The organism is Exiguobacterium profundum, from assembly GCF_042652865.1.
GTDB lineage: Bacteria > Bacillota > Bacilli > Exiguobacteriales > Exiguobacteriaceae > Exiguobacterium > Exiguobacterium profundum.
Genome location: NZ_JBHSHG010000001.1, coordinates 786,954 through 813,257, shown reverse-complemented (window position 1 = coordinate 813,257; position 26,304 = coordinate 786,954). Strand labels below are relative to the sequence as shown.

Genomic DNA, 26,304 nt, shown 5'->3' with positions numbered 1-26,304 from the left:
ATAAAGTAGAAAGAGAACAGAATAACACATAGGGGTGAAAGACAGATGGAAGTAACAAAAGAATGGCGTGAACATTTTAAACAACTGCGTGCCTTCGATGAAGCAATCTCTCTCTTATATTGGGACATGCGTACACAAATGCCTGAACAGTCGGCACCGCTCCGGGCAGAGACAATCGGTTATTTGTCGACCGAGGCATTCAAACGACAGACGAGCGAGTCGTTCGCTTCATTGCTGGAACGGATGGCGGATGAAGAGGGTCTATCTGACATTGAAGCGCGTTCACTTGAAGTCGCGAAGACGCAATACGAACGGAATGCCAAGATTCCGCATGATGAGTATCAAGCTTACGTAACGCTCGTCTCAGAAGCTGAGACGGCGTGGGAAAAAGCGAAAGATCAGGATGATTGGGACGCGTTCGCTCCATACCTTAATAAGATTATCGGATTCCAGCAAAAATTTGCGGAATATTTCGGTTATGAGAAACATCCGTACGATGCATTGCTCTATGATTTCGAACCGGGCATGACGGTCGAGCTCTTAGACGAATTGTTCGCCTCGCTCCGAGACGAACTCGTTCCTCTTATTCAGCAGCTCCCAAAAGAATCACTCTCTATGGACTGGTCGATGCCGGCGGATGTTCAAGAAGCCATTTGTCATGACTGGATGAATGTCGTCGCATACGATTTATCACGTGGTCGATTGGATGCGACAGTACATCCGTTCGAAATCACCATCAACCGCCGCGACGTCCGGATTACGACGAAGTATGATGAAGCAGATTTCAGAAATGCACTGTTCGGTACGATGCATGAAGCGGGGCACGCGACGTATGAACAACAAATCGACCCGATGCTCGATGAACTCGGACTAGGTGGCGGTGCGTCGATGGGGATTCATGAGTCCCAGTCGCTCTTCTTTGAGAACTTTATCGGACGAAGCGAAGCGTTCTTGCGTCGCGTCTATCCGAAACTACAATCGCTTCATCCGGTATACGGTGCAATCGACTTCGACACTTTCTATCGAGGTGTGAATGAAGCGAAACCATCTCTTATTCGGATCGAGGCTGACGAATTGACATACAGTCTACACATCATCATCCGCTATGAGCTCGAGAAGGCACTCATCCAAGGGACGTTGTCCGTCGATGAGCTTCCTGCAGCATGGAATGAAAAGTATAAAGAATATCTCGGACTCGATGTTCCGTCAAATGCTAAAGGAGTCCTTCAAGACGTCCATTGGGCAGGCGGTTCATTCGGATACTTCCCGAGCTATGCCCTGGGGTTAATTTATGCGGCCCAGTTGACGGAAACGTTGAAATCAGCCCTTCCGGAATTTGAGACGTTGATTGCAGAAGGCGAAATCGAACCAATCAAAGCGTGGCTACAGGAGAACGTTCATCAATATGGAAAACGTCTCACACCGAACGAACTCATTCAACAAGTGACAGGTCAAGCCATTTCGGTCCAACCACTCGTTCGATATTTGACCAAAAAATATCAGACAGTTGCCAAATGAAACGATTTGCACATCGTGGCGTGATGGCACATCGACCGGAGAATACGATGTCGGCATTCAAGCTCGCACTCGAGGCCGGGGCAGACGGAATCGAGACGGATGTTCACATGACAAAGGACGGTGTCCTCGTTCTCATCCATGACGAGACGCTCGAGCGGACGACTGACGGAAGAGGACAAGTTTCACTCTATACCTATGATGAGCTCAGACAGTTTAATGCTGGAGTACGTCATGGTCTAGAAGAACACATCCCTACGCTCGAGGAGCTGTTCGACCTTGTGAATGAGGAATCGGTCATTTTGAACTTAGAGGTGAAGACGGATGTCCTACGATATGAAGGAATTGAATCTCGCATCATCGATACGATCGAGTCCGCCGGGATTCATGCGTCCCGCATCCTCTTTTCCTCATTCAATCACGAAACCATTCACCGATTGAAACAGATGCGACCGGATATCGAGGCGGCTATTCTGCTTGCACAGCCGCTTTATGACATTTCAGGATATCTTCGATTAGTCGGAGCGGATTCGGTCCATCCGCACATCGATCGCATCACAGACGAAGAAGTACGCTCCTTGCAACATCGAGGGATTCCAATCAGACCATATACGATTAAAACACAACACCAACTGGAGCGTTGTTTAGCGCTTCAAGTCGATGCCGTCTTTGTCAATGATATCGAATGGGCAAACAAAACCACTTAGTCGCAGACTGAGTGGTTTTATATTTGGGTGGAAGGGAACTACATTTTATGTAAAGGTAGCGCTTTCGTCCGTTAGCATATTGGAGCACATTCAGGGCATAGTGTCCCCTTTACGTCATTGTCGGATTGTCTTAAGTTTAAGATGTCACCGAGCTACATAGCAATCAGATGTAGCACACCATGTAGCACTGCATCACATTTGTTGTATGCACGTCGTGGGTTACCAAAGATCAAAAGGAGGAAATTTCACATGAAGAAGTTGATGTCTTTACTGGGTACTCTAGCACTGGCTTTCGCTTTCGTCTTACCGGTTAGCGCGGATGGACATGAAAACGCGATGGTCCGTGTGCTACATGCTTCACCTGATGCACCGGCAGTTGACGTGTACGTGGATGGGGAAGTCGCGGTCGAGGGAGCAGAATTCAAGGATCTCACAGACTACTTGACACTTCCTGCAGGGGATTACAACGTTGAAATCAAGCCGGCAGGTGACGCTGAAACAGTCGTCGTCGCAGCAGACCTTTCAATCGAGGCAGGCAAGTTCTATACAGCCGCTGCGATCGGTCAACTTGAAAACATCGAAATCGCTGCAATGGAAGACGATGCAAACTTTGAAGATGGTAAATCGAAAGTTCGTGTCGCTCACTTCGCACCAGATGCACCAGCGGTTGATGTCGCACCTAAAGGTGGCGACCCACTCTTCTCAAACCTCGAGTTCAAAGCAGTAAGTGATTACGGCACACTCGATGCTGGAACGTATGACCTTGAAGTCCGCCCGGCTGGAGCGACTGACGTCGTCAAAGCACTTGACGGTGTCGCACTCGAAGGTGGCAAAAACTATACAGCATTCGCAATCGGACTCCTTGAAGGAGAACCAGCGTTTGAAGTCCTTCTCGCCGCTGATGGTGGGGAAATGGCGATGGCTCCTGAAACAGGACAAGGTGGTCTTGCTCAAACAGCTTCAATGAACTGGTTGCTCGCGGCAGCAGTGGTTGGAGCGGCAGCAGCTGGATTCTACGTCTTTCGTCGTCAGAAGCAAGACGCTTAAACTGATTTTCTTAGGAACAATCACATTTCTCGTATGGGGCGCTCAAGCGGAAGCTCCTGACAAACCGTTCGTGATGCCAACGGCTGAATTTGCCGAACCACAGGTATTGACCTCGAAGCAGGTCGATCGTCAAACGTTTCATTCGAACAGTTTCGTCCCTGCCCGGCTGGTCATACCTTCAATCGATGTTGATACATCCATTGAAGCGGTCGGCAAGGATGAGGCCGGAAGAATGGCTACACCGTCTGACGTGAGTCATGTCGGTTGGTATCAATATGGAGCCAAAGCAGGCGCAACGGGGAATGTCGTCCTATCAGGTCATCTCGATGACCTGAATGGTCCAGCTATCTTTGCGAATCTGGATCAACTTCCGATCGGAGAACTGGTGACGCTCCAACGGAAAGACCAAGTCGCAACGTATGAAGTGGTCAGTGTGAAACAGTATCGCCTCGACCAAGTGCCGCTCGCCTCCATTTTTGCGGCGACTCAGTCGAAACGAATTCAATTGATCACTTGTGCAGGACCGTATGACGAGAACCTTGGGTATCGGGACCGGATCGTGGTCACGGCACACTTGATTGAAACGTAAAGATGAAGAGATGCTGACCGATGGGTCGCATCTCTTTTTTTCGCAAAAAATAGCCCTTCACCGTAAAGGTGAAGGGCTATAGTCGGATTAAGCATCCATACGATCTAATAATTTTGAAAGTAAAATAAGTTCGTCATCTGAAAAATCAGTGAAGACATCCATCAAATATTCAATCTTCATGCTCTCTAATGTCTCAAACAACTCACGACCTTCATCCGTTGCCTGAAGTTCAACGACACGGCGGTCACGCTCGCTGCGTTCGCGAGAAATCAACCCTTTTTTCGTCAACTCATCGGCAAGCGCAGTGATCATCGAAGCTGAAAATTGAAACTCATTTGACAGAGCAGAGGCGATTTGAGGACTCTGTTGACAAAGAGAACGTAGAATGAAGAATTCATTGCGGGTTAAATACTGTGAGAACATCGAACGGAGATTTTTTTTCACTCCACGATAGTTCATCCGGATTCCACGTTCAGCGTCTGCGACGAGCTGTCGACGTGAAGCGGTCTGTACGGGTGTTGTCATCCTCGAAACTACCTCCTAGCGATAATATTATTCATATATACTTCAGAACATAGAAACATTCTACATTAAAAACATGTTGTCTGTAAAGTTATAGGGGCTCGTCTTTTGCTCGAATTTGCTGAATGATGTCTTCATAATGTTTCAAGTCAGGATAGAACCGTCTAAAGAAAAATTCAATCTGCGGATCGTCGCCTTCCGCTAACAGTTTAGCGAGAACGGCATAGACGACACCCATGCCTTGTCTCGGTAACAGAGAAGATGGCAACAAGGTTGCGCATTGGACGGCTTGAGTATAGTAAGTCGAAAGTGTGTCATTCAAATCTTTAAACGTACGGATATCGGCGTAATGGAACATTCTCGTCAACTCGACGATGGCAGAGAGATCCGTCTCGAGTAGCCATTCGCTCTGGAAGATCGCGTTGTCTAGTTTCTCGACCGTTTGATCATTCGCAATATAATAGTTGAGATTATCTCGGGTAATGGCCACTTTTTCAGGAGAGTCAAGAATTTGTTCGACTGTCTCTTGTTCGAATGTTCGCAACTGTTTTCGAATGTTCACGAACTCGGAGTCGGCAATCTCCAATAGACCAGCGACCCGGCTGAAACTTCTTTTGATTTCAGGAGGAACGGCATTCGGATTTTTGTAACCGAGGTCGTGTTCAATCTCGGCCCAGGCGTGTTGTAGGATCGAGCGGACTTGAATTTCCGCCTCTTTTTCTGCAAAACGGCGATATTCACCGAGAGCAAGTCGCTTTTCACTTAATTCCACGACATAATGGACAGACAGATATCCGAACTCATTGGAGTCGAGCAACGTCGACTTATCGATGGACTGTTCACGGTCGATGGTGAATTCATCTTCTAAAATTTGCGCAACGGCGCGTACGTCGTCATGAAAGTATGTCACGATCCGTATCCCGGCCAAGTCTTGTACGTCACGTAAGGAACGATATTGATAAGGCTTGCGTGAGAGTTTGGCATATAGACTGTCCGCTTCTTTGGCACGGGCGACGATTGAATGGAACTGGATGCCGGCTTCTGTCAACAATTCACTGAGGAGCGCTTTCAGCTTTGTGGCAAACGCTTCATAATCTTCTTTCTCGTTCAAATATTCAAGCATGATTGTATTTAAGTCTTGTTTTGGCACAGAACTCACTCCTTTTCTCTATCCATAGTATAGCATCACACGTCAGAAACGATATGATAGCATGTATAGGGAATGAAATAGAAAGAGGTGGGATGGATGCATACATTCCGTTCAGGTGAGAGAGAGAAAGTCGAAATTATCGCTGGATTATTACAACAAGCCGGATATCGCATATCTCGTATCCACACTGTCGATTCCCAGTTCGTAGTGACCGCTCGATTAGAGGGTAGGACTCAAAGGGAAGGGGAGTACGATCGAATCGAGGGAATCGTGCAACATTTCGACATCGAAGAATGGATCACGAACGAAGAAATGGATTGATTGTATGTTTATCACCTCATTTTTCGGGAATAACAAAAACAGTGAATTATATGACTGTGAACGTTTAGGAGGATGGGGCATGTTAGAGACAAGAGTAGTGAATGATATGACGACGGTGGACCATGAAGTGAATGAGATGGTGTCAGGCGGATGTGTGAACGAGCACATCTACTTGTTCGCCAAAGATGAGGAATTGACCGTTCGATTGGCAGCAGAGGCTGGTGTACAACCATACCGAATCCCAGAGAAAGGGATGTTCGAGTCGTTGCTTTCGAAATTCACGAGCAATTCAGAAGATCGCATGGAACAGATGGAGAGTCTTGGACTCACAAAAGAGATGGTAGATTCACTCGAACGTGAAATCAAAGGCGGTAAAATCGTACTTGTTTGCGATAAATAAAAAATGGACCGGAAAAATCGGTCCATTTTTTATTTTGCTTTGTAATAGGCATTCACGATGCGACGTAACGATTGATGATCGAGACGGAGCGGAGCGAATCCGGCATCCTGAAGCAATTGTTTCGTGTTGTCGTCACGGAATCTAATGTCCCGATTCAAATACGGATTAAATACTTTTACCATATCATTGAACGACTGTTCGACTGAGCTTAGTGTCGATGTGGGCGTTTCCGTGATCGTTAAATGCGGGAATGATAGGGACTCTTTCATATAGTCGAGCATTGTTTCATTTTTTGGAGGTGCATCGTTCGTCACGTTATAGATTGTACCCGCCTTCGCGTGCTCGATGGCAGCGAGTAGTACATCCGCTACATAATCGACAGGGACAAGGTTAGAAGTGCCCGTCGCAGAGCCGATCAATCGAATCGATTCGAAGTCATGGCCACGACGTTCCAGTTTCCGTTTGAACAGCTCGAGCGCGCGCATATATCCGTACATCGTAAATTTTGAGTCAGCCTCTCCTGTTTTCGAGTCTCCGACGATGATGGCCGGTCGGAAGATTGAGACGTCAAGCTCATCCCGTGACTCCCAGACCGCCTGCTCGGCGTATGCCTTGCTCTCTTCATAAGGATTTAAAAAAGACTGAGACACACCGTACAGTGTTTCCCCGCCAACTTCTTTAGCGCCGAGCGTGTAAGCCGTACTCACATGGAAAAAGCGATGGCAGTCAATTAACTTAGTTAATCGAAGGGCCTCTTTCGTTCCGGTTAAATTGGTCTCGAACAATTCATCACGTAATTCTTCATCGAATTTGACGAGTGCAGCCATGTGTAGAAATAAATCAATTTTCCCTTTATGTGTCTCGATGAACTCTTCATTGGCCCCGAGCGCATGTGACGTCAAGTCGCCTGGTAACACTTCAATCGACTTTTGTTCTTCAGCGGTGAATTGTGCCTGTACCTTATCCGGTGTTCGCGCCAACATACAGACGCGATGCCCCCGTTGAATCAATTCTTTGGCGAGTCGCCCTCCTAAAAATCCGGTTCCACCAGTCATAAAAATATACAATCGCGTTCTCCCTCTCTGTGACATTCTTTACCCATCATATCAACTCTTGTCGCACGTAGCCACTTTGCCTTTCCTGAAATTCCATGTTTAGAAAAAATCGAACTCGGTTATGAACTATAGAGAAGCGTACGAACGGTGCGTAAAGACAGCTTGCCTGTCAAATCCATTGAAGTGAGGTTTTAACGAATCATGGCAAATCTATTCGGAACAGACAAGGATGACGCAAAAAAGAAGCAACAAGATATTGAGAAAACGGTACAAGAGAAAAACATCACCCAAATCCATCTATATTTCTCAGATGTTCTCGGTGATTTAAAACTCTTGACGCTTTCGGCAAAATTGTTGCCTGAAGTCTTTGAGGGAAAAACGATGTTTGACGGTTCTTCAATCAACGGGTTCTCTTCCATCAAAAACTCAGACTTATTCTTGAGACCGGATTTAGATCGTCCACGGTATGAGCAAGACGGCGAGGAAAATATTTTGGCATTCTTCTGTGACGTATGTACTCCGGAGGGAGAGCGATATGAATACGACCCACGTAATGTATTGAAGGATGCACTCGAACGTGCAGCACGTGATGGCTACTCGGTATTCGTCGGGGCAGAGCCAGAATTCTTCATCTTTGACGAGAACGGGGAATTTTATGACGAGGCCGGATATTTCTCGACACGTTCAGAGGATAAAGGATATGAAGTGCGACAGCACATCGCAAACCGTCTCAGCGGTGTCGGGTTCAACATTGAGGCAGTGCACCATGAGGTCGCCCCTGCGCAACATGAAATCGGCATCAAGTATGATGACGCACTCCATACAGCGGATAACATTCAGTTCTTCAAAGAAATCGTCAAGATTGCGGCGAAGGAGAAAGGGGCATCGGTCTCCTTCTTGCCGAAACCGTTGCGTGATGTGAACGGTTCTGGAATGCACTTGAACATCTCTGTCTGGAAGAATGATGAGTCCGGAAATCCGACGACCAACGCGTTCGACGAAGTCGATGCGGATTACGGATTGTCGAAAACGGCACGTCATTTCATCGAGGGAATCTTGAAGCATGCCCGTGCCACAGCAATCTTCACGAATCCACTACCTGAATCATACGAGCGTCTCGTTCCTGGATTCGAGGCACCTGTAAATATATGCTGGAGCCCATCGAACCGCAGTTCGATGATTCGAATTCCGGCTTCCCGTGGAAGTGCGACTCGTGTAGAGGTCCGAAACCCTGATCCGAGTGCGAACCCATATTTGGCACTTGCCGCGCTCATTTATGCCGGACTTGAAGGAATCGAGCAACAGCTCGTTCCGTCTTCTCCAAACGAGGACGACTTGTTCGAGTATTCAGCGAAGCAAATCGAGAGCCAAGGAATCGCATCGCTGCCTGCGACATTCCATGAATCGATTCAGTCACTGAAACAAGACAACTTCCATGACTACTTTAACCACAATATGATCGATCGCTACTTGTCGCTCATTCAAGTGCGAAAATAAAAATGACGCCAGCCGATTGAATCGGCTGGCGTTTTAGATGATTAATGGATACCACGCATATACACTTTGATTTTCGGTGCAAGTGCGAACAGAATCAAGCTTAAGATGATGGCGACGCCACCAATCACGCCGAAGTAGAGCATCTCGTTCTCAGGTGTGTAGAACTTGACCAGCTGTGCGTTGATCCCTTGCGCCGCAGCGTTCGATAAGAACCAGAGCGACATCGTTTGAGCGGAGAATGCAGCTGGTGCGAGTTTAGTCGTAGCCGACAACCCGACCGGTGACAAACTTAGTTCTCCGAGAACGACGATGAAATAACTTAAGACGAGCCAGAGTGGGCTGACGAGGGCATCCGGACCACTGAAGTATGCAGGGAGCAGGATGACCAAGAAACTGATCCCCGCAAACAAGATCCCGAAAGCAAACTTCGTCGGAATGCTCGGTTCGCGGTCACCAAGTCGGACCCATAACCAAGCGAAGACCGGCGCCAGTAAGATGATGAACAGTGGGTTCAGTGATTGGAACCATGCTGGTGACAACGTGAATCCAAAGAACTCTAAGTCAGTCCGTGTATCAGCATAGCTCGCCAAAATCGTTGCACCCTGCTCTTGAATCGCCCAGAACATGACGGAGGCGATGAAGAGCGGAATGTAGGCGATGATTCGCGAGCGCTCGACCTCAGTCGTTTTCGGACTGCGATACATGATGATGAAGTAAATCGTCGGGATCGCAATACCGAACACCCCGACGAGTGAGATGAACGTATTGATCGTGAACCATCCGAGTGGAATCAAAATTGCAAGCAAAATGGCAATTCCGATGGTGACAATGCTGACGATTTTTATCGTTTTCTTTTTCTCATCAGGCGTCAACGGATTCGGTACATACGAACCAGCTAAGCCGAGGTTCGTTTTTCGTGTCAATACGAAGACGACGAGTCCAACGAACATCCCGATTGCCGCGAGCGCAAAGCCCCAGTGGAATCCATAGTCTTTTTGTACTTGACCGACGATGAGTGGTGAAATGAACGCACCCAAGTTGATACCCATGTAGAAGATACTGAATCCAGCGTCACGACGGCGATCCGTCTCGCTGTACATGTCTCCGACGATACTTGATACGTTTGGTTTCAATAATCCGGTACCAATGACGATCAACGCCATCGAGATGAACAAGAAGACGACACTACCTGGAATCGAGAGGACGATGTGTCCGAGCATGATGAACACACCACCGTAGAATACCGCGCGAGACGTCCCGAAAATCCGGTCTGCAAGCCATCCCCCAATGACCCCAGACATATAAACGAGCGCGCCATAGACGGACATGATTGAGAGTGCGACGTTTCGGTCTAGACCGAGTCCTCCCTCAGAAACTTCATAGTACATATAGAATACGAGGATGGCCCGCATGCCATAGTACGAGAAACGTTCCCAAAACTCAGTGAAGAATAAAGTGAACAACCCTTTCGGTTGTCCGAAGAAGCCTTTTTGTGGAACACTGTCCACGATTGTCTGTTTATCGATCCTTTCCATGAAAGATCCCTCCTTAACCGTTTTATCATAAAAAGGATTATTATGATTGTAAAGTGAATTGAATGATAATTTCAAATTTTAATAAAGATGAAAAGAATGAAAAGACCACACTTCCGAAATCAGAGAGTGTGGTCAATGAGCGGTTAAGCCGTCTTTTGCTTTGCTTCCGTCGCTTGGACATGACGTCCGAGCTGCCAATAGATGATGCCTGATAAACAACTCGCTCCACCGATGAGGATCAAAGCGATGTGTCCGGCACGATTGTCAAAAAAGACACTTGCGATGATTGGTGCCGTGACACCGCCGATCAGCCATTGGATACTCGCTGCACCGTTATAGGCACCACGCATATTCTCCGGTGCGATCAAGGCGATGAATGTCTGCTGAACAGGGGACATGATCATCTCACCTAACGTATAAAACGCATATACGGCGAGTAAGATCCCGACGAGTGGCACGTAAGGGGTATCGAGTGCGAACAAGGCTCTAGGCACAATCGCAAGCAAGATCATACCGATACCAAATACGGTCGCTCCTACTAACATGACCTTACCGAACGGCTTGTTCCCGAGTTTTGAAGCAATCGGGAACTGGAAAAGAACTACCATGATTCCATTCAGTGCTAACAGATACGGGAATGGGTTCTGTTGTGCGGTATACGTCGGGAGCGATTCTTTTAAAAAGAGTGGTAGCATGCTCTCGACGACGGAGAATCCCATTGATATGAATATACCCGCAAAGATGAAGACGAGAAACACGCGATCGTTATAAAAGACGCGCAACACTTCCCGGTTGCTTGGAGTCTCATCTTCCGTAAACTCGGGCAACGACTCATGTATGAACGTGCCGAGCGCAATCGCATATAGTCCAAAGACGAATGCCGCCGCAAAGAAGATGAGCTCGCGGTCGATGAACAGCACCGCACTACCAAGAAGTGGACCGAATGCAGCGCCGATGTTATGTCCCATCCGTAAAAGTCCGAACGCTTCGTTCATATGCTCTGGCTCTGTGACATCGGCGACCATCGCGCTTGCGGCAGGGTGGAAGAGCGAGTTCGTCAGTCCGAGCATGGCGTTCAATAAAAGAAGCGGCCAGAACGAGTCGGCGAACGCAAATCCGATGAGGGCAAGTGCGTCCCCAATGATTGCGATCATCATGATTGGTTTTCGGCCATACAGGTCTGCTAGCCGTCCTCCGATCATCGAACCGAGGAGCGCCATGATTGGGCCAGTCGCCATGATGATTCCGACTTGAAGGTAGCTATCTAACTGGTCACTATAGTAGAGAACAAGGAATGGGGCAATCATGAACATCATAATTCCCGTAATCGTTTCCCCTAAAAAACGAATCCAAATGTTGCGGTCGAGCCGCTTGAGTGATTGAAACATACAGGTCACCTGCTTTATTTAATTTTAGACACAAAAGGGACGTCATATGCATGAAGGCATACGACGTCCCACGTTGTTTATGCATGCCTCGATAGGCAGGCGTCTTAGATATGAATCAATCGAAGAGGTGCCTGCCAATCAGTATGAACTTGAGTGAATGGTTTCGAAGATACTACTGACATGGGAACCTCTCCTTTCTGTTAATTGTGTTCTTCTCCTCAACTGTATGACACATTTCCTCAATGTGTCAACAAATTTATGAGGTGAATCAAAGTAATTCGTTTAGATTTTTTCGGTTCAGTCGATAATCGATGAGGCGAGACAAGACGACTTGAATCATGGCCGTGATCGGCACGCTCACGAACATCCCGATGAGGCCGAACAGGCTTCCTCCGATGATAATCGATGTGATGACCCAAAATGGTGTGATGCCGACACTATCTCCGAGAATCTTCGGTCCGAGCCACAATCCGTCAAACTGCTGTAACAAGAAGATGAACAAGAGTACCAATACGGCGGTGAACGGATCATAGAAATAGGTGATGATAAACGCTGGGATCATCCCGAGTAGCGGTCCGACATATGGGATGAAGTTTAAGACGCCGACGATGACTCCGAGAAGTAGGGCATATGGGGCCCCGATGATCAAGAGTCCGATGACTGCTAGCACTCCAATAATCAGACAGTCGAGCGACTTCCCAATGATATATCGCTTAAAGATATAATCCATCTCTTGAAAGATATCGATTGTCGTCTTCGCAGTGCCGACGGGTAATAGCGCATAGAGAAGACGCTTGAACATACGAGCGAAGACTTCTTTGTCCTTTAACAAATAGATGGAGATGACAATCCCAATCAAGAAGTTGATCAATGTCATTGTAAAACTAGAGACATAACTAACGGAAGAGAGGACGGCCGTCTCGACCCATCCAGAGTAACGATCCTCGAAGCGCGCAAAATCAATCGCTTGGGCGATCGTCGCGTTATAGTCTTTCAAGTAATTGTTCACTTCACCTAAAAACACGTCGATTTGACGGATATAAACCGGTAACTCATTAATGAGTGATGACAGACTCGAGTAAATCCGCGGGAACAACGTGACGACCGAAATCGCCAAGATGCCGATGAACGTGATATAGACGATGAGTAGTCCTTGATACCGCTTCAAGTGGAACCGTTCTTCAATATAAGAGAGTACGGTGTTGAGTAACAAGGCGATGGCGATCCCCATGATGATAGGGGTCAGTAACTGAAACGTGTATTGTAAGACACGTGAGATGGTATCCGGTTCACTGATGACACGCCATAAGACGAGCAAGATCAGTCCGATTACACTCAGTTTCCAAATAAGTTGACGATTAAGCTCCAATGCTCTATCCCCTCATACAAATATAATTTTTCTACTCTTTTACTATGAATGTTTTTTGAAAAGGATTCAATAGATGTTCTCTTTGAAAAAAATGTTTGACACCGTTGGGAATGTCTGGTTAACTTAGGGACATACAAAAATTACATAGCGAATGACACTTTCTATCAAGAGAAGCGGAGGGACTGGCCCGATGAAGCTTCAGCAACAGATTGCAAAATACTGTGCTAATTCCAGCAAGGTGACCTTGAGAGATGGAAAGGTGGTTGACTACATACGTCTGTATCGAGCACCCCTTTCCTCAGAAAGGGGTGTTTTTTCGTATTAGGAGGACCCATCATGGCAGACAGACGTTCCAAGTTATTAAAATCGTTACCGACACAACACTTTGTCGGATTAGCAGAAGAAGTCGCGGCAGTCGAGGCGAGTGGCAAGACTGTCATCCGACTCGGACAAGGCACACCCGACTTACCGACACCAGCTCCGATCTGTGAGGCACTGGAACGAGCATTGACCGACCCGACGACCCATCAATACGGACCATTCCGGGGACAGGCTCGACTAAAAGAAGCTGTGGCCGCATTCTATCAACGTGAATACGGAGTCGACCTCGACCCGGCGCGAGAAGTGGCGATTTTGATTGGCAGCAAATCGGGTCTCATCACGTTGCCTCAGTGTCTTCTTGAGCCGGGTGAAGGCATCTTGCTCCCGAACCCTGGCTATCCCGATTATATCTCGGGAGCGCGTCTCGCCGGAGCGGACATCATCGATTTGACGTTGAAGGAAGAGCACGGCTATCTCCCGGATTACACCACGCTCGATCCGCTTCATGCACGACTCATGTATTTGAACTACCCGAGCAATCCGACCGGCGCTGTCGCGACGCCAGCCTTCTTTGAGGAGACGGTTAAATTCGCCACAAACCATGATCTGATGGTCGTACACGATTTCGCCTATGGAAGTATTGGCTTTGATGGGCATGTCCCGCCAAGTTTTCTCCAAGCAGACGGGGCAAAAGAAATCGGGATTGAGGTGTATACGATGTCGAAGGCGTTCAACATGTCGGGATGGCGTGTCGCGTTCGCAGTCGGAAATGCAGATATCATCGAGGCGATCAATACGTACCAAGATCATGTCCACGTCTCTGTGTTCTCTGCCATTCAAGAGGCAGCCATCGTGGCGTTAGAATCCCCGCGTGACATACGTGACGACCTAGCCTCGCTTTACGAAACAAGACGAAACCGATTGATTGACGGGTTACGCCGGGCAGGGTGGGAGATTGAGGCACCAAAAGGTTCTTTCTTCGTATGGGCGAGAGTGCCTGAAGGCGATGCAAAATCATTCTCGACGAAGTTACTACATGAGGCGGGCGTCGCCGTCACACCTGGCTACTTCTTTGGAACGGAGGGGGAGCACCACATCCGGTTTGGCCTCGTATCATCTGAACAGAAGATTGATGAAGCGGTAGAACGGATTGAAAGACTGTTTGCAGCCTACGAGGAGGTCCATCAATGATTCGACAAGCGGTGCTGGAATACGACCATTCGAACGATGCACTCAATAAACTTTATCTTTTGATTGGGAATCGGGAGGCACTCGTTTTGAAAGGAATTAACGGATACGATGAAGCGGTTCGCGTGTCCCCTCGTCTAGCAGAAGTTCCGAGTGTACGATTCAACGGGGAATGTTCAGACGAAGAACTCAAACGATTAAAAGCGTATCGACCTGACGTATGGATTGCCGTCGGTGGCGGTAAATTGATTGATACGGCGAAGCGGATTGCATTTACCCAGTCGGTCCCGCTCATCGTCGTTCCGACACTTGTGTCAAACTGTGCCGCCTTCACCCCGCTCAGCGTGATCTATGGAGAAGACGGTACATATTTACGATATGATACGTTCCCCGTCGTCATCGAGCGCGTCATCGTGGATGAACGATTGTTACGCGACTCACCTTATGACTATTTCAGAGCCGGTGTGATTGATACGGTCGCGAAGTGGTTCGAAGCCCGATATATTAGCGGAACAACATCAAGGGACGCAGGGATTCAGTCGGGGCTTTCGCTTGCGGCACAGTGTGGAGCGTTGATGGATTTGTCCATTCGTGAAGATGACTTCCGCCGTTATGACACGGACATCCGATCTATCGTCGATCATGTCCTCGCCATTGGAGGTGCCGTCGGTGGGTTCGGCGATGCCGGCACTCGTGTCGCCGTCGCCCATGCGGTGCATAATGCGCTCAGTCGTTTTGATTCGACGCATCACTGGTTGCACGGGGATAAAGTAGGCTTTGGGCTGATCGTTCAAGAACGATTGGCTTCATCCGAAGACGCCTCATTCCTCGAGAATTGGCTACACGCCATCGCCGCTCCGACGTCACTTGAACAACTTGGGATTCGCTTTGACCAAATCGATGAGTTGGTCGATTATGTCGTCGAAGAAATGACGATTCAAGGCATTCACAAGGTCGAAGATACCGAGCAATTAAAAGAAATTTTAAGAAATCTTCAAGAAACAGTTTACAAATAATTCTTTTATCAGTAATATAATAACAAAATAATAGAACCGATTGCTTATCAAGAGTGGTGGAGGGACTGGCCCGATGAAACCCGGCAACCAGATCAGAAATGATCATGGTGCTAATTCCAACAGACGAGACGTCTGGGAGATGAGCGTGTCCGACTTTCACGTGTCGTGCCCGCCGCTCTTTTTGAGTAGCGGGCTTTTCATTTGGAGGAGGAATCATTCATGAACATCAAACAAAAAACCATTTTGGCAGGTACATCTATCCTTGCGGCCATCGCACTCTCAGCGTGCGGACAATCCGAGGCGAGCGAGACGCTCAGCACGAAAGAGCTGACGATCGGCGTCACTGGTGGACCACACGAACAGATCGCCGAGAAAGTACAGGAGCTCGCAAAAGAAGATGGGCTTGAAATCGACATCAAAGTATTCAACGATTACAACACGCCGAACACGGCTCTCGATGAAGGGAGTCTCGACGTGAACAGCTATCAGACGCTCTCGTTCCTCGAACTGCAAAAAGCGGACAAGGGGTATAAGATTGACGACGTCTTCAAGACGGTCGCTTTCCCGATGGGGCTCTATTCAGAGAAATTGACGGATATCAAGGACTTAAAGGAAGGTGATAAAGTGGCCGTCCCGAACGACCCGGCGAATGAGCTCCGTGCGTTACGACTATATGAAACGGCTGGGCTCATCACATTAAAAGAAGGATTGACGGATAAAGCAACGAAGCGCGACATTGCTGAGAATCCGCTCAACCTCGAATTTATTGAACTCGAAGCATCCCAACTGCCGACGCAACTCCCGGAAGTGGCACTCGCAGCTATCAACACGAACTTCGCGATGGGAGCGGGTCTATCCATTAATGAAGATGCCCTCTTCCATGAAGATACGGTCGATAACCCGTATCCGAACTATGTCGTCGTCCGTTCAGCCAATAAAGAAGATGAAGTCGTGAAGACGCTCGAGTCTTACTATCATTCAGAGGAAGTACGTGCCTTCATCGAAGAAGAATTCAATGGTTCGGTCGTGCCGGCGTTTTAAGGAGGGGTCTTATGATTGAACTGAAACAAATCACCAAGGAGTTCAAGGTCAACGGAGACACAATCACGGCACTCGATGATGTCTCCCTCACGATTGAGAGAGGAGAAATTTTCGGAATCATCGGACGAAGTGGTGCCGGTAAGAGTACGCTCATCCGGATGATCAATCTTTTGGAGCGTCCGACATCAGGGGTTGTCGAGATTGAGGGACAAGATATCACGCTCCTCAAAAAGAAAGGGTTGTCGACGTTACGCCAGCGAATCGGTATGATCTTTCAGCACTACAACTTGCTGAAGACTGCGACCGTCGAAGAGAATGTCGCCATCCCGCTTCGTCTCGAAGGTCTGGGGAAGCAGGTCATCCGTGAACGGGTCGACCGCTATCTCCAAATCGTCGGACTGAGCGAACATCGGAACCATTACCCTGAACAATTGTCGGGTGGACAGAAACAACGTGTCGCCATTGCGCGAGCGCTCGCCCACGAGCCTGATATTCTCCTTAGTGATGAAGCGACAAGTGCACTCGACCCTGAGACGACCGAGTCGATTTTAGAGTTACTGCTCGAAATCAATCGCGAGCTCGGATTGACGATTTTCTTGATCACACATGAGATGGAAGTCATCGAACGAATCTGTGACCGGGTCGCCGTCATCGATCGTGGCCAAATCGTTGAACAAGGACACGTACTAGACGTCTTCTCCAATCCGTCACACGAGACGACCCAGAAGTTTCTTAAGACAAACCTCGACGTGCCGGAAGAAGTCGTCTCGGAACTCCAGACTCGGGGAACGCTCGTCCACTTGTCGTTCATCGGCAGTCAGACAGAACAAGCAGTCCTGGCACAATTGACCAAGCGGTTCGGCATCCTACCGAACATCATCGGAGGCGGAATCAAGAAGTTAAAGGCGGGGCTTGTCGGAAACTTGCTCGTCCATCTTGACGGGGATCATGATCAAACGGAACTCGCCGTCCGTTATTTGAAGACGAGCGGCGTACATGTGAGGGAGGTGTCAAACCATGCAACAGTTTTGGACAGACTGGGGTGACTTAATCTGGACAGGAACGGTTCAAACGTTGACGATGACGAGCATCGCGCTTTTGATCTCGACCTTGATCGGATTGCCGCTCGGGACGTTGCTCGTTTTGACGAGACCGAATGGCAGACTCGCAAACCGATTCGTCTATGGTGGCTTATCGAGCGTTATCAACGTCATCCGTTCCATCCCGTTCATCATTCTGTTGTTCTTCATCTTACCGTTCACACGGTTCATCATGGGGACGACAATCGGCGTGCAGGGCGTCTTGCTCCCCTTGATCGTCTTCACCGCCCCGTATATTGCGCGACTCATGGAGTCGGCACTACTCGAAGTCGACCGCGGGGTCATCGAGGCGTATGAAGCGATGGGCATCTCGACGAGAAAAATCATCTGGTATGTGTTAATCCGTGAAGCACGTTCTTCTATCGTTCTCGGATTGACGATTGCGACGATCGGGTTGATTGGAGCGACGGCGATGGCGGGACTCGTCGGGGCAGGTGGACTGGGGGACATCGCCTATCAATACGGACACCTTCGTTTCGAACCGGAAGTCATGTACGTGACCATTTTCGTCCTCATCCTCCTCGTTCAGTCCATCCAATCCTTCGGGAATCGACTGGCGGCAAAATTGAAAAAGGCATAAAAAGAATCGTGTCGCGAAAGCGACACGATTTATGCGTTATGGAGCAGACGTTTCAGTTCAGCGATGCGGTCATGTCTCGGGATGAACGTCCGAATCTCTTTTTCACTGAAACCGACCTGGATGCGATGATGGTCGAAGACGATCGGACTTTTCAGGATTTGAGGATTCGAGGCGACGAAGCTATATAGCTCACGAATCGACATCTCATCTAGTTTCTCTGCCGCTTGTTTATAGACACTCTTTTGGACCGACAACAAGTCCGTCGTCCCATTTTCCGTCAGGCTCAACATCTCTTTGAATTCTCCGAAGGATAAACCTTGGTCTGTCAATTTCTTTTCGATGAAGGGAATCTTTTGTTCCCGTAACCAATCAATCGTTTTTCTGGAAGAACTGCAGCTCGTATGCGTGAATACCGTGACCGTCACGACAACCACTTCTCCTTTACATCAGTTTGGTTCTAACTATTATCTCCTTTTATACGTTCGAGTGCGTGATTATGTTTCAAATCACATACAGTTTCTTTTTGATTGAGCATGACTTCGTTCGGGTACAGATTTCATGAGTAACCAGATAAGGAGGAATGAAGATGTTTGACTATACCGTACAATCTGACCGTACCGTGGATGATGTTGTCATTCGTCTCGGAGAAGCATTGAAAGAAGAATCATTCGGGGTGCTGTGGGACTTTGATTTGAGTGAGACGCTCGAGAAAAAGGGAGAGGGGATTGATGGGAAGTATCGTATCTTAGAAGTATGCAATCCGAAGGCGGCAAAAGAAGTGCTGTCGCAACAGTTAGAAGGAGGCTACTTCCTTCCATGCAAAATCGCGGTGTTCGAAAAAGACGACCATACCCAAATTGGTATGCCGAGACCGACTGAATTAATTCGCCTCATCGATGACGAATCGTTACAAGCCGTTGCGTTAGACGTCGAGTCCCGATTGCAACGTGCCATCGACCAAAGTAAATGATTGTTCTACCATCCGCTCATGAAACGTGAGCGGATTTTTTTCGTATAGGATAGTTAGATAATGGTAAAATTGGATGATGAGATTATAGGAGGGGATATTTTGTACAAAAGAGGAATCATGATGTTACTTAGTGCTTCATTTTTAAGCGCTTGTGGGGCATCTAATATAGAAGTCATTCAACTAGATTACATAGAGGATCAATGGAACGTGGAAAGCTATTCAAAAGAAGGAGAGATGATTAAAGTTCATGAGTCAAAAGAAGTATTGGCTGCATGCGAAGGGGAGCGTGCAACCGAATTAAAGGGTGACATCACGGTATATCAAACGGCGATTGCAGGGAGAACCGAGCCTGTTTCAGCCATGACCCCATATACAATGAAAGTCGTGACGTACTTAGAAGGTGACGAACGGTATGCCGTATGTCGTGAAAGCTACACCAATCAACTGATGGCGGAAGCGATTGACTCGTTTCCAGACTTTGTGAATACAAGTGACGGAATTCGACTTCCACGACTCCCTCGTATTCATCAGACATCTTCTGCGTTACAAGACAAGTTGGTGGAAGCAGAAGGATTGGATTTTGACGGGAATTCCATCACCTCGTTCCCGCATACGTTACTGGAAATCGAACCGGCGCTCTACGGCGAACTTGAAATGAAACTCGGTGGCAAGGTGATCCGTTATCCAATTGCGCAGTTCGAGCCCCGAGGATTTGAGATGCCGAATCAACAGATTGCCATCGGATATGATAACAAGACGTTTCGTCCATATATTCTTTACTCGTTTGACGGTCAATTTTTCATGCCTCAACCGATTGAGTTTGATGAGTTAGAGGACCCGGAGTCAAAAGAGAATACCGTCTTTTCCGAGTTAGAGATCAAGACTGTCGCGACAGCTCGTGAACTGAACGAAGAAGAGGAAACTCCGCTCTATACTTTCTCGTATCTGAAAAACGGGAAACATGTGACCGAAACGATGACGATTCGATTCGCTCCTGGCTTGTTTTTAAAAGAAGGAGAAGAACCGGATCCGATGTTTGAGGATTGGTTGCCTGTTGAAGAAGCCGGGCCAAGGGTCATCGTCCATCGCAAACCATACGATGGAGGGGCGATGGAATTCGCAGAGTATAGTGAGGCCACGAAAGAGGAAGCGAAAGAATTGTTCGACATCATCAATGAGGCAGACCCCGTCGATCGCCGCGGAGAAGATTCAGAATATCGATATTTGACTTTAACAGACGGTTGGAAGGGTCAAGTGTTCGAAATCAGCTATCAAAAACGTTCGAAAAAAATTGATATCTATTTAACGGACCCGCTCCGCGATCAAACATTTAAATTATCGAGCGAAGGAGCGGAATCGTTCTTAGACATATTTCCGCGCCTAAGGGAAACATTATGAAGCGAATCCTTATATTCATTTGCTGTATTGGTTTGATGACAGGTTGTGATGATGAACAGATGGATGTCGTAAAGCTAGATCACATATCGGAGCATTGGAATGTGAAAAATCTTCAATCAGGTCATATGGATGCCAAGTCGGTGAAGTGGACTCCTGATTTACTCGATACGTGTTCCGGGAATGCAATTTCACGAATCGAAGAGGACGTCACCGTCTATCGCTCGTATGAATTGAATCGAAAATTCGATGATGCACATAAAATCGTGATGTATATGGAAGGAAATCAACCATACGCTGTTTGCTATGACAGTGCTTCTGAACAAATCAGGGCGGAAGAGATAGATGAATTCCCTTACTTCGTTCATACGGAAGAAGGGACCGACATCTTGAGTACGCCAACGATTCGCTCGGGTACACATGAAGAATTGAAAGAAATGGAACAGAAAGACGAAGGTCATTTCTATCCTGCTCCCATCCGTCTCCTCGAAGGGACGATGATTCATGTGACACCCTCATTATATGGCCAGATTGATTTATCGATTGGAGATCAACAAGGACTGTTCCCCATTTCACATTTGGAGCCATTTAGTGCCCAATCGGAAGAAGTGGGAATCGCGCTTGGGTATGACGAACAATCGAAAGAAGCGTATTTTTACTATGAGAAAAATGATGGATTGACGACCATGCTTCCTTTAGTCGTGTGGAATGAAAAAGAGCATAAACACGAGCCGATTCAATTCGAAGGACTACGAGTAGAACAGGCATTACAGGGGGACATTCTCGAACCTGGTGTTAAGACGCCTCTTTATACGTTCTCCTTCGTTGAAGGTGGGAAACGTGTGAATGAAGTGATCAGTCTAACTTACTTGAATGGTGAATTTTCGACAAATGATGCTGTCCGCAACGCAAGCGAATCAAATCCTGCTGGCGAAACTGATCCATTCGTTTTCGTTCATGAGAAACCTTTAAACGGAGCAATCGATGTCCAGTACCCGGACGTGCTACGAGCTGAAGGGAACGACATATCTGATTTGATGGCTGTAATCAAGGATGCTACACCTGTCAAACGTGCTGGAGATGTGACTGACTATTCGCGTCTTTCGATCGTCGATGGTTGGGGTGGTCAAGAATTTCAGTTAAGTTTCAAGGAACGATCTCAAAAAATCGATGTTTATCTGACGGATCCACTTCGCGATCAAACATTTAAATTATCAAGCAAAGGAGCGGAACGGTTCTTGGATGTATTTCCGGAGGTGAAAGGGTCATGATGAAACGAATGCTATTGATGTTAAGCGCAGTCGGGATTTTATCGGGTTGTGGTAGTGAAAAAATGGATGTCGTGCAGCTAGACTATATGCCTGAGCAATGGAACGTGGGCGATTTGTATTCGAATCAGATGGATGCCGAATCGGAGACATGGACGACGCACATCCTCGATGCATGCTCAGGCGAGCCGATTACACAGATTGAAGGGGATGTAACGGTTTTCAATTCATATGCGGTGAATCGGAAAGTCATGATATCAGATTATGATCCGAGCTCATATAAATTGGTGACTTTCTTGAAAGGAAAAGAAAACTACACCATTTGCTATGATGGAGACTATTCCAACATGAAATTAGGGAAGATTGATGAACTACCGGACTTCCTCGATTTATCAGCGGGTATCAAAGTCCCGAGCGTCCCGAAGATGAAAGCGGGTACGAAAGAGGAAGAACACGTCGCAGAACAGAGTGACCCATCCGAGTACCTTGGGATGCCCATCAACCTGTTCGAAGACACGATGATTCATTTGACCTCTCCTTTGAATGGCGCGATTGCATTGACAGTAGGTGAACAGGAAGGAATCTTTCCCGTCTCGACCATTGAACCATATAATGCGCAAATGGGAACCGCAAAGATTGCACTCGGATATAATGACAAATTGAAAGCCGCTCACTTTTACTTCGAAACTACGAACGGTACGACATCTATTCAACCTTTCCTTGTATGGGATGAGAAAGACGGCGCACATGTCCCCATCCAGTTCGAAGGATTACAAGTCGAACGGGTCCTCCAGACGGATACATTAGAGCCGGGGGTTAAGACACCGCTTTACATATTCTCATACATGAAAAATGGAAAGCGTGTGAAAGAAGAAGTCAGCTTGACGTACACGAAGGGCGAGTTTGCCACGAATGAGTCCATTAAAGAATCCACTGAAGCAGGACTCATTGCAAATCCTTCCGTTCCGCGAGGTCCGTTTTTCTTTCTCCATAAAAAACCTTTAGATGCGGAGGCCACATTGAATTATCCGGATACATTGCGTGCAGCTGGCACCGACATGTCTGATTTGATGAACGCATTTGAGGAGGCAGAACCAGTGGATCGAGCTGGAGAAGTGGGGGACTATCCCCTTCTCACCATCATCGAGGGATGGAAAGGGCAAGAGTTTCAGTTAAGCTTCAAGAAACGGTCTAAAAAAGTAGATGTCTATGTGACGGATGAATCACGCGATCAAACGTTCAAACTGAGCAGTGCAGGGGCGGAAACGTTCTTCTCCTATTTCCCAGATTTAGATGAGTGAAGGGCGCCCCTCGGCGTCTTTTCATTTGGTAAATACTTCAAAACCAAGATATTGACCTTCTGTATAAAAAGAGAGTAATGGTATGTTATGGGATACGTTACACTGAAATTCACGATTTAGTACGAACATCCTAGGAATAAGAAAGGTTGCTATCTATAATGAGTACTTTGAACCAAAAAGGAATTCAATCTGAGGACGTTTTTCAATCCATTGAAATGAATATGGCGATGATTCGATTCGACCGTCAACGCCGGGTCGTCGATGTGAACGACACGTTCGCGAAAGCAATGAAATACAGACGCGAGGAGATGATTGGCATGCAGCATCACTTGTTCTGCCCTTCTTCCTTTGTCAATAGTCCAGAGTATTCGGCATTTTGGGAGAAATTATGGAATGGTTTCAGTTTCTCGGATAAAGTGGAGCGCGAGAATGCAAAAGGGGAAACCATTTGGCTCGAGGCGACGTATATGCCGATTTTTGAAGGAGATGATGTCGTCGGTGTCGTCAAGATTGCATCGGACATCACCGCACGGCAACAAGTGATTGAGGATTATGCGTATCGCTTTAAATCGATGACCGATGTGCTCGATGAACGGGCGAAGACAGGCATGCAAGATACGAAAGTATTGAATGAAACGATTGAAAAGCTTGCGAAAGATGCCGCGGACAACCTCCATGCCCTTCAGAACTTGCGTCGTCAAGCCGATGACATCGCGAAAATTGCCTCGTCGATCAAAGAGATTGCCGCACAAACGAATCTGTTGTCCCTGAATGCTGCCATCGAAGCGGCACGAGCAGGTGAACACGGGCTTGGATTTAATGTGGTTGCGACTGAGGTCCGCAACCTCTCTCGTATGGTTGAACGTGCGGTCATCGACGTCAACTCGAACACGGAAGGGATGAACGTCGAGCTTCGGAAAATTGTAGAAGGTGTCACTGCGTCCAATCAAGAGATTCAGTTAAGTGCAAAAACGATGGAACAGACGATGGAGCGATTCCATACGTTCGAGCAGGCAGCAGCCGAGCTACATGATACGGCCGACACATTTACATCCAACCTGTGAACCGATTGACCTTACACGGGGTCAGTCGGTTTTTTTGAGTCGTAACGTATGTCCTTGTCGTTTCAACCAATCTTTCGCTGTAGCGGTGTTCGGATAGATCGTTTGTAAAGTTCTCCAAAAAGAAGGGGAGTGATCGAAGTGAACGAGATGCACCCATTCGTGGGCGATGACGTAGTCCATCATCTCTTTTGGCGCCAGCATGAGGCGGACATTGATGGAGATGGTTCCGTTCGAACTACATGATCCCCAGCGTGTCTTTTGGTGACCGATACGAATCTTTTTCGCTTTAACGCCTAAGATCTTTTCATAAATTGGTGCCCGCTCGATCGCATAGTGTAAGGCACGTTCACGAAGCCAAATCTCATACTGTTTCCAGAGTGTAGCGTCGTCCCATGCTTCCGGAACCCAAAAAGACGTGCCGTCATGCCGAAGCGTCCGCCCGCTGTCTCTTCTGACCGGGTAATGCTCTCCGTGAAGCACAAGTCCGCGATCAAGAACGGACATCTGTTGAGGAAGATTCTGCAACGTCTCACGAATCCATGTGTCGTGCTCTTCTAGTGCGCGGTCGACGAGACGTTTTGGCAATCGAGCCGGGACTCGGAGTTCGATTCCTTCCGGTGTGACATAAAAGGCAGCTCTTTTTCTTCGTTTGTTTCGAATGACGGTAACACGCATTGATGTGCCTCCTTTCTTATCTCGATAGAGTATAACGAAGTCGGCAAAAAACTGCCATGCTTTTTTTGGCACGTAGTCGAATCAACTTTGATACAGTAAGAGTAGGAGGGATGAACATGAAATCAATTTTACAACAACAACTTGAACGTAAAGGTACGAATTCAGTGAAGTGGGATGGGTTGGAGCGATGGTTCCATTTGTCAGAAGATGTGTTACCGCTATGGGTAGCGGATATCGACATCCGTACTGCACCGTCCATCTCCGAGGCGCTCGCTATAAAAGCCGCTCAAGGGGAATTCGGGTATACATTGTTCGCAGCTGAAGCGCAAACAGCGGTGAGCGATTGGTACGGCCGACGTCACGATTTAATTGTTGACCCGAACCATGTGTTATTCTCTAGCGGTGTCGTGCCTGCGTTGACGCATATCGTCGAGGCGTTGACTGAAGTCGGAGATGGCGTCGTCATCCAGTCACCTGTCTATCCACCATTCCACGAACTCGTTGTCGGTTCCAAGCGACAAGTGTTCGATGCCCCGTTGAAAAAAATTGACGAGCGCTACGAGATGGATTTTGTCGCACTCGAGGAAGCGATGAAACAAGCGAAACTCTTCCTACTCTGTTCCCCACATAATCCAGTTGGGCGTGTCTGGACGAGAGCGGAACTAGAAAAGGTCGTAGCACTCGCGGATCAATATGAGGTGATTGTCGTCGCTGACGAGATTCATGCAGATTTGACATTCCCGTCTCATAAACATACCGCAATCGGCACACTCGACTCGCGTATCATCACGGTAAGTGCGCCCTCAAAAGCATTTAACATCGCCGGATTATTTGCGTCCTACATCATTTGTCCGGTCGATGAGTGGCGGAAGCAAATCACGAAAGTACAGAACAAACATCATGTGCTCCCGACACCGTTCGCGAACACGGCTATCATCGCCGCGTATACCGATAACCGCGCGGAACGTTGGCTCGACCAGTTGCGAGAAGAATTGGAGCAACAAATGAATGACGTGATCGATTCCATCGAATCAAACCTTCCGATGCTCCATACGACCCGTCCGGAAGCGAGTTATCTGCTTTGGCTCGATTTCTCGGAGTTACCGATGTCTGCCGAGGAGCGGAAGTCATGGCTTCATCATGAGGTTCGGATCTTCTTGTCACCGGGTGGTCCGTTCGGTCCTCAAGGTGAAGCGTTCGAACGGATGAATATCGGGACTCGTCGTGAACTGTTGGACGAGGCGATTCATCGGCTGAGCGCGCAAATGAAGCGAAAAGCGTTTGTGTAAA

Annotated in this window: 26 protein-coding genes and 2 riboswitches; of the genes, 18 read left to right on the top strand and 8 right to left on the bottom strand. The window is 47.7% G+C overall.

The genetic code is table 11. The features are described 5' to 3' along the window. Positions 1-45 precede the first annotated feature (45 nt). The 4 genes from ACFO4U_RS04200 (at position 46) to ACFO4U_RS04185 (ending at position 3,858) form a co-directional block, all read left to right on the top strand. A complete protein-coding gene (locus ACFO4U_RS04200; RefSeq protein ID WP_215243910.1) occupies positions 46-1,518 on the top strand; it encodes a carboxypeptidase M32 in 1,473 nt (490 codons plus the stop codon). After that, positions 1,515-2,222: a glycerophosphodiester phosphodiesterase gene (locus ACFO4U_RS04195; RefSeq protein WP_215243911.1), complete on the top strand. Its 708-nt coding sequence runs from the start codon at positions 1,515-1,517 to the stop codon at positions 2,220-2,222. Before ACFO4U_RS04200 ends, ACFO4U_RS04195 begins: the two co-directional genes overlap by 4 nt. A gap of 249 nt (positions 2,223-2,471) precedes the next feature. Beyond that, positions 2,472-3,269 (top strand): DUF4397 domain-containing protein, encoded by a 798-nt coding sequence (locus ACFO4U_RS04190; RefSeq protein WP_012726359.1) that lies wholly within the window; start codon positions 2,472-2,474, stop codon positions 3,267-3,269. Next, entirely contained in the window at positions 3,214-3,858 is a 645-nt protein-coding gene (locus ACFO4U_RS04185) for a class F sortase (RefSeq protein ID WP_251131813.1), read from the top strand. The genes ACFO4U_RS04190 and ACFO4U_RS04185 overlap by 56 nt, the downstream gene beginning before the upstream one ends. An 87-nt stretch (positions 3,859-3,945) precedes the next feature. Here the strand turns inward: ACFO4U_RS04185 and ACFO4U_RS04180 are convergent, their stop codons facing one another. Continuing rightward, entirely contained in the window at positions 3,946-4,383 is a 438-nt protein-coding gene (locus ACFO4U_RS04180; protein ID WP_012726357.1) for a MarR family winged helix-turn-helix transcriptional regulator, read from the bottom strand. Positions 4,384-4,471: 88 nt separating this feature from the next. Beyond that, entirely contained in the window at positions 4,472-5,530 is a 1,059-nt protein-coding gene (locus tag ACFO4U_RS04175) for a GTP pyrophosphokinase (protein WP_240499823.1), read from the bottom strand. Between the two features lie 96 nt (positions 5,531-5,626). Between ACFO4U_RS04175 and ACFO4U_RS04170 the strand changes: the two genes are divergently transcribed. After that, positions 5,627-5,851 (top strand): hypothetical protein, encoded by a 225-nt coding sequence (locus tag ACFO4U_RS04170; protein WP_074036982.1) that lies wholly within the window; start codon positions 5,627-5,629, stop codon positions 5,849-5,851. Positions 5,852-5,930: 79 nt separating this feature from the next. Beyond that, positions 5,931-6,251 (top strand): YflT domain-containing protein, encoded by a 321-nt coding sequence (locus tag ACFO4U_RS04165; RefSeq protein WP_031423645.1) that lies wholly within the window; start codon positions 5,931-5,933, stop codon positions 6,249-6,251. A 29-nt stretch (positions 6,252-6,280) separates the two neighbouring features. On the opposite strand, the gene ACFO4U_RS04160 is transcribed toward ACFO4U_RS04165, so the two are convergent. Then, a complete protein-coding gene (locus ACFO4U_RS04160; RefSeq protein ID WP_047795293.1) occupies positions 6,281-7,318 on the bottom strand; it encodes an SDR family NAD(P)-dependent oxidoreductase in 1,038 nt (345 codons plus the stop codon). Between the two features lie 189 nt (positions 7,319-7,507). Between ACFO4U_RS04160 and ACFO4U_RS04155 the strand changes: the two genes are divergently transcribed. Continuing rightward, a complete protein-coding gene (locus ACFO4U_RS04155) occupies positions 7,508-8,803 on the top strand; it encodes a glutamine synthetase family protein (RefSeq protein ID WP_047795294.1) in 1,296 nt (431 codons plus the stop codon). Between the two features lie 41 nt (positions 8,804-8,844). On the opposite strand, the gene ACFO4U_RS04150 is transcribed toward ACFO4U_RS04155, so the two are convergent. The 3 genes from ACFO4U_RS04150 to ACFO4U_RS04140 form a co-directional block, all read right to left on the bottom strand. Beyond that, the gene (locus ACFO4U_RS04150) at positions 8,845-10,338 is read right to left on the bottom strand and encodes a peptide MFS transporter (RefSeq protein WP_047795295.1); all 1,494 of its coding nucleotides are present in this window, start codon (positions 10,336-10,338) and stop codon (positions 8,845-8,847) included. Between the two features lie 143 nt (positions 10,339-10,481). Then, positions 10,482-11,726 (bottom strand): MDR family MFS transporter, encoded by a 1,245-nt coding sequence (locus ACFO4U_RS04145; RefSeq protein ID WP_215243912.1) that lies wholly within the window; start codon positions 11,724-11,726, stop codon positions 10,482-10,484. A 268-nt stretch (positions 11,727-11,994) separates the two neighbouring features. Continuing rightward, a complete protein-coding gene (locus tag ACFO4U_RS04140) occupies positions 11,995-13,095 on the bottom strand; it encodes an AI-2E family transporter (RefSeq protein WP_012726349.1) in 1,101 nt (366 codons plus the stop codon). A 158-nt stretch (positions 13,096-13,253) separates the two neighbouring features. Next, a riboswitch (SAM riboswitch) is annotated at positions 13,254-13,353 on the top strand. A gap of 78 nt (positions 13,354-13,431) precedes the next feature. Here ACFO4U_RS04140 and ACFO4U_RS04135 point away from each other — a divergent pair. The 5 genes from ACFO4U_RS04135 to ACFO4U_RS04115 all read left to right on the top strand — a co-directional run bounded on the left by ACFO4U_RS04135 (position 13,432) and on the right by ACFO4U_RS04115 (position 18,341). Further along, on the top strand, positions 13,432-14,607 hold the full coding sequence (locus ACFO4U_RS04135; protein ID WP_211782801.1) for an aminotransferase class I/II-fold pyridoxal phosphate-dependent enzyme: 1,176 nt from the start codon (positions 13,432-13,434) through the stop codon (positions 14,605-14,607). Beyond that, positions 14,604-15,620, top strand: coding sequence for an iron-containing alcohol dehydrogenase (locus ACFO4U_RS04130; protein WP_215243913.1), 1,017 nt, complete (start codon positions 14,604-14,606; stop codon positions 15,618-15,620). The genes ACFO4U_RS04135 and ACFO4U_RS04130 overlap by 4 nt, the downstream gene beginning before the upstream one ends. A 41-nt stretch (positions 15,621-15,661) precedes the next feature. Further along, a riboswitch (SAM riboswitch) is annotated at positions 15,662-15,766 on the top strand. 73 nt (positions 15,767-15,839) lie between these two features. Beyond that, positions 15,840-16,661, top strand: a complete 822-nt coding sequence (locus ACFO4U_RS04125; RefSeq protein WP_047795298.1) for a MetQ/NlpA family ABC transporter substrate-binding protein — start codon at positions 15,840-15,842, stop codon at positions 16,659-16,661. 11 nt (positions 16,662-16,672) lie between these two features. After that, positions 16,673-17,707, top strand: a complete 1,035-nt coding sequence (locus ACFO4U_RS04120) for a methionine ABC transporter ATP-binding protein (protein WP_012726345.1) — start codon at positions 16,673-16,675, stop codon at positions 17,705-17,707. Next, positions 17,679-18,341, top strand: a complete 663-nt coding sequence (locus tag ACFO4U_RS04115) for a methionine ABC transporter permease (protein ID WP_012726344.1) — start codon at positions 17,679-17,681, stop codon at positions 18,339-18,341. Before ACFO4U_RS04120 ends, ACFO4U_RS04115 begins: the two co-directional genes overlap by 29 nt. A 29-nt stretch (positions 18,342-18,370) precedes the next feature. On the opposite strand, the gene ACFO4U_RS04110 is transcribed toward ACFO4U_RS04115, so the two are convergent. Further along, positions 18,371-18,766 carry a Spx/MgsR family RNA polymerase-binding regulatory protein gene (locus ACFO4U_RS04110; RefSeq protein WP_012726343.1) on the bottom strand — a complete coding sequence of 132 codons (396 nt, stop codon included), beginning with the start codon at positions 18,764-18,766 and terminating at the stop codon, positions 18,371-18,373. Positions 18,767-18,927: 161 nt separating this feature from the next. On the opposite strand from ACFO4U_RS04110, the gene ACFO4U_RS04105 reads away from it, so the two are divergent. The 5 genes from ACFO4U_RS04105 to ACFO4U_RS04085 all read left to right on the top strand — a co-directional run bounded on the left by ACFO4U_RS04105 (position 18,928) and on the right by ACFO4U_RS04085 (position 24,339). Next, on the top strand, positions 18,928-19,311 hold the full coding sequence (locus ACFO4U_RS04105) for a DUF302 domain-containing protein (RefSeq protein WP_215243914.1): 384 nt from the start codon (positions 18,928-18,930) through the stop codon (positions 19,309-19,311). A 99-nt stretch (positions 19,312-19,410) separates the two neighbouring features. Beyond that, entirely contained in the window at positions 19,411-20,709 is a 1,299-nt protein-coding gene (locus ACFO4U_RS04100) for a hypothetical protein (RefSeq protein WP_215243915.1), read from the top strand. Continuing rightward, a complete protein-coding gene (locus tag ACFO4U_RS04095; RefSeq protein ID WP_215243916.1) occupies positions 20,706-21,977 on the top strand; it encodes a hypothetical protein in 1,272 nt (423 codons plus the stop codon). The genes ACFO4U_RS04100 and ACFO4U_RS04095 overlap by 4 nt, the downstream gene beginning before the upstream one ends. Continuing rightward, positions 21,974-23,275 (top strand): hypothetical protein, encoded by a 1,302-nt coding sequence (locus tag ACFO4U_RS04090; protein WP_215243917.1) that lies wholly within the window; start codon positions 21,974-21,976, stop codon positions 23,273-23,275. The genes ACFO4U_RS04095 and ACFO4U_RS04090 overlap by 4 nt, the downstream gene beginning before the upstream one ends. Before the next feature lie 158 nt (positions 23,276-23,433). Continuing rightward, on the top strand, positions 23,434-24,339 hold the full coding sequence (locus ACFO4U_RS04085; protein ID WP_215243918.1) for a methyl-accepting chemotaxis protein: 906 nt from the start codon (positions 23,434-23,436) through the stop codon (positions 24,337-24,339). Between the two features lie 21 nt (positions 24,340-24,360). On the opposite strand, the gene ACFO4U_RS04080 is transcribed toward ACFO4U_RS04085, so the two are convergent. After that, on the bottom strand, positions 24,361-25,014 hold the full coding sequence (locus ACFO4U_RS04080; protein ID WP_215243919.1) for a M48 family metallopeptidase: 654 nt from the start codon (positions 25,012-25,014) through the stop codon (positions 24,361-24,363). Positions 25,015-25,130: 116 nt separating this feature from the next. On the opposite strand from ACFO4U_RS04080, the gene ACFO4U_RS04075 reads away from it, so the two are divergent. Further along, entirely contained in the window at positions 25,131-26,303 is a 1,173-nt protein-coding gene (locus ACFO4U_RS04075) for a MalY/PatB family protein (RefSeq protein WP_215243920.1), read from the top strand. The last annotated feature ends 1 nt before the right edge of the window (position 26,304 follow it).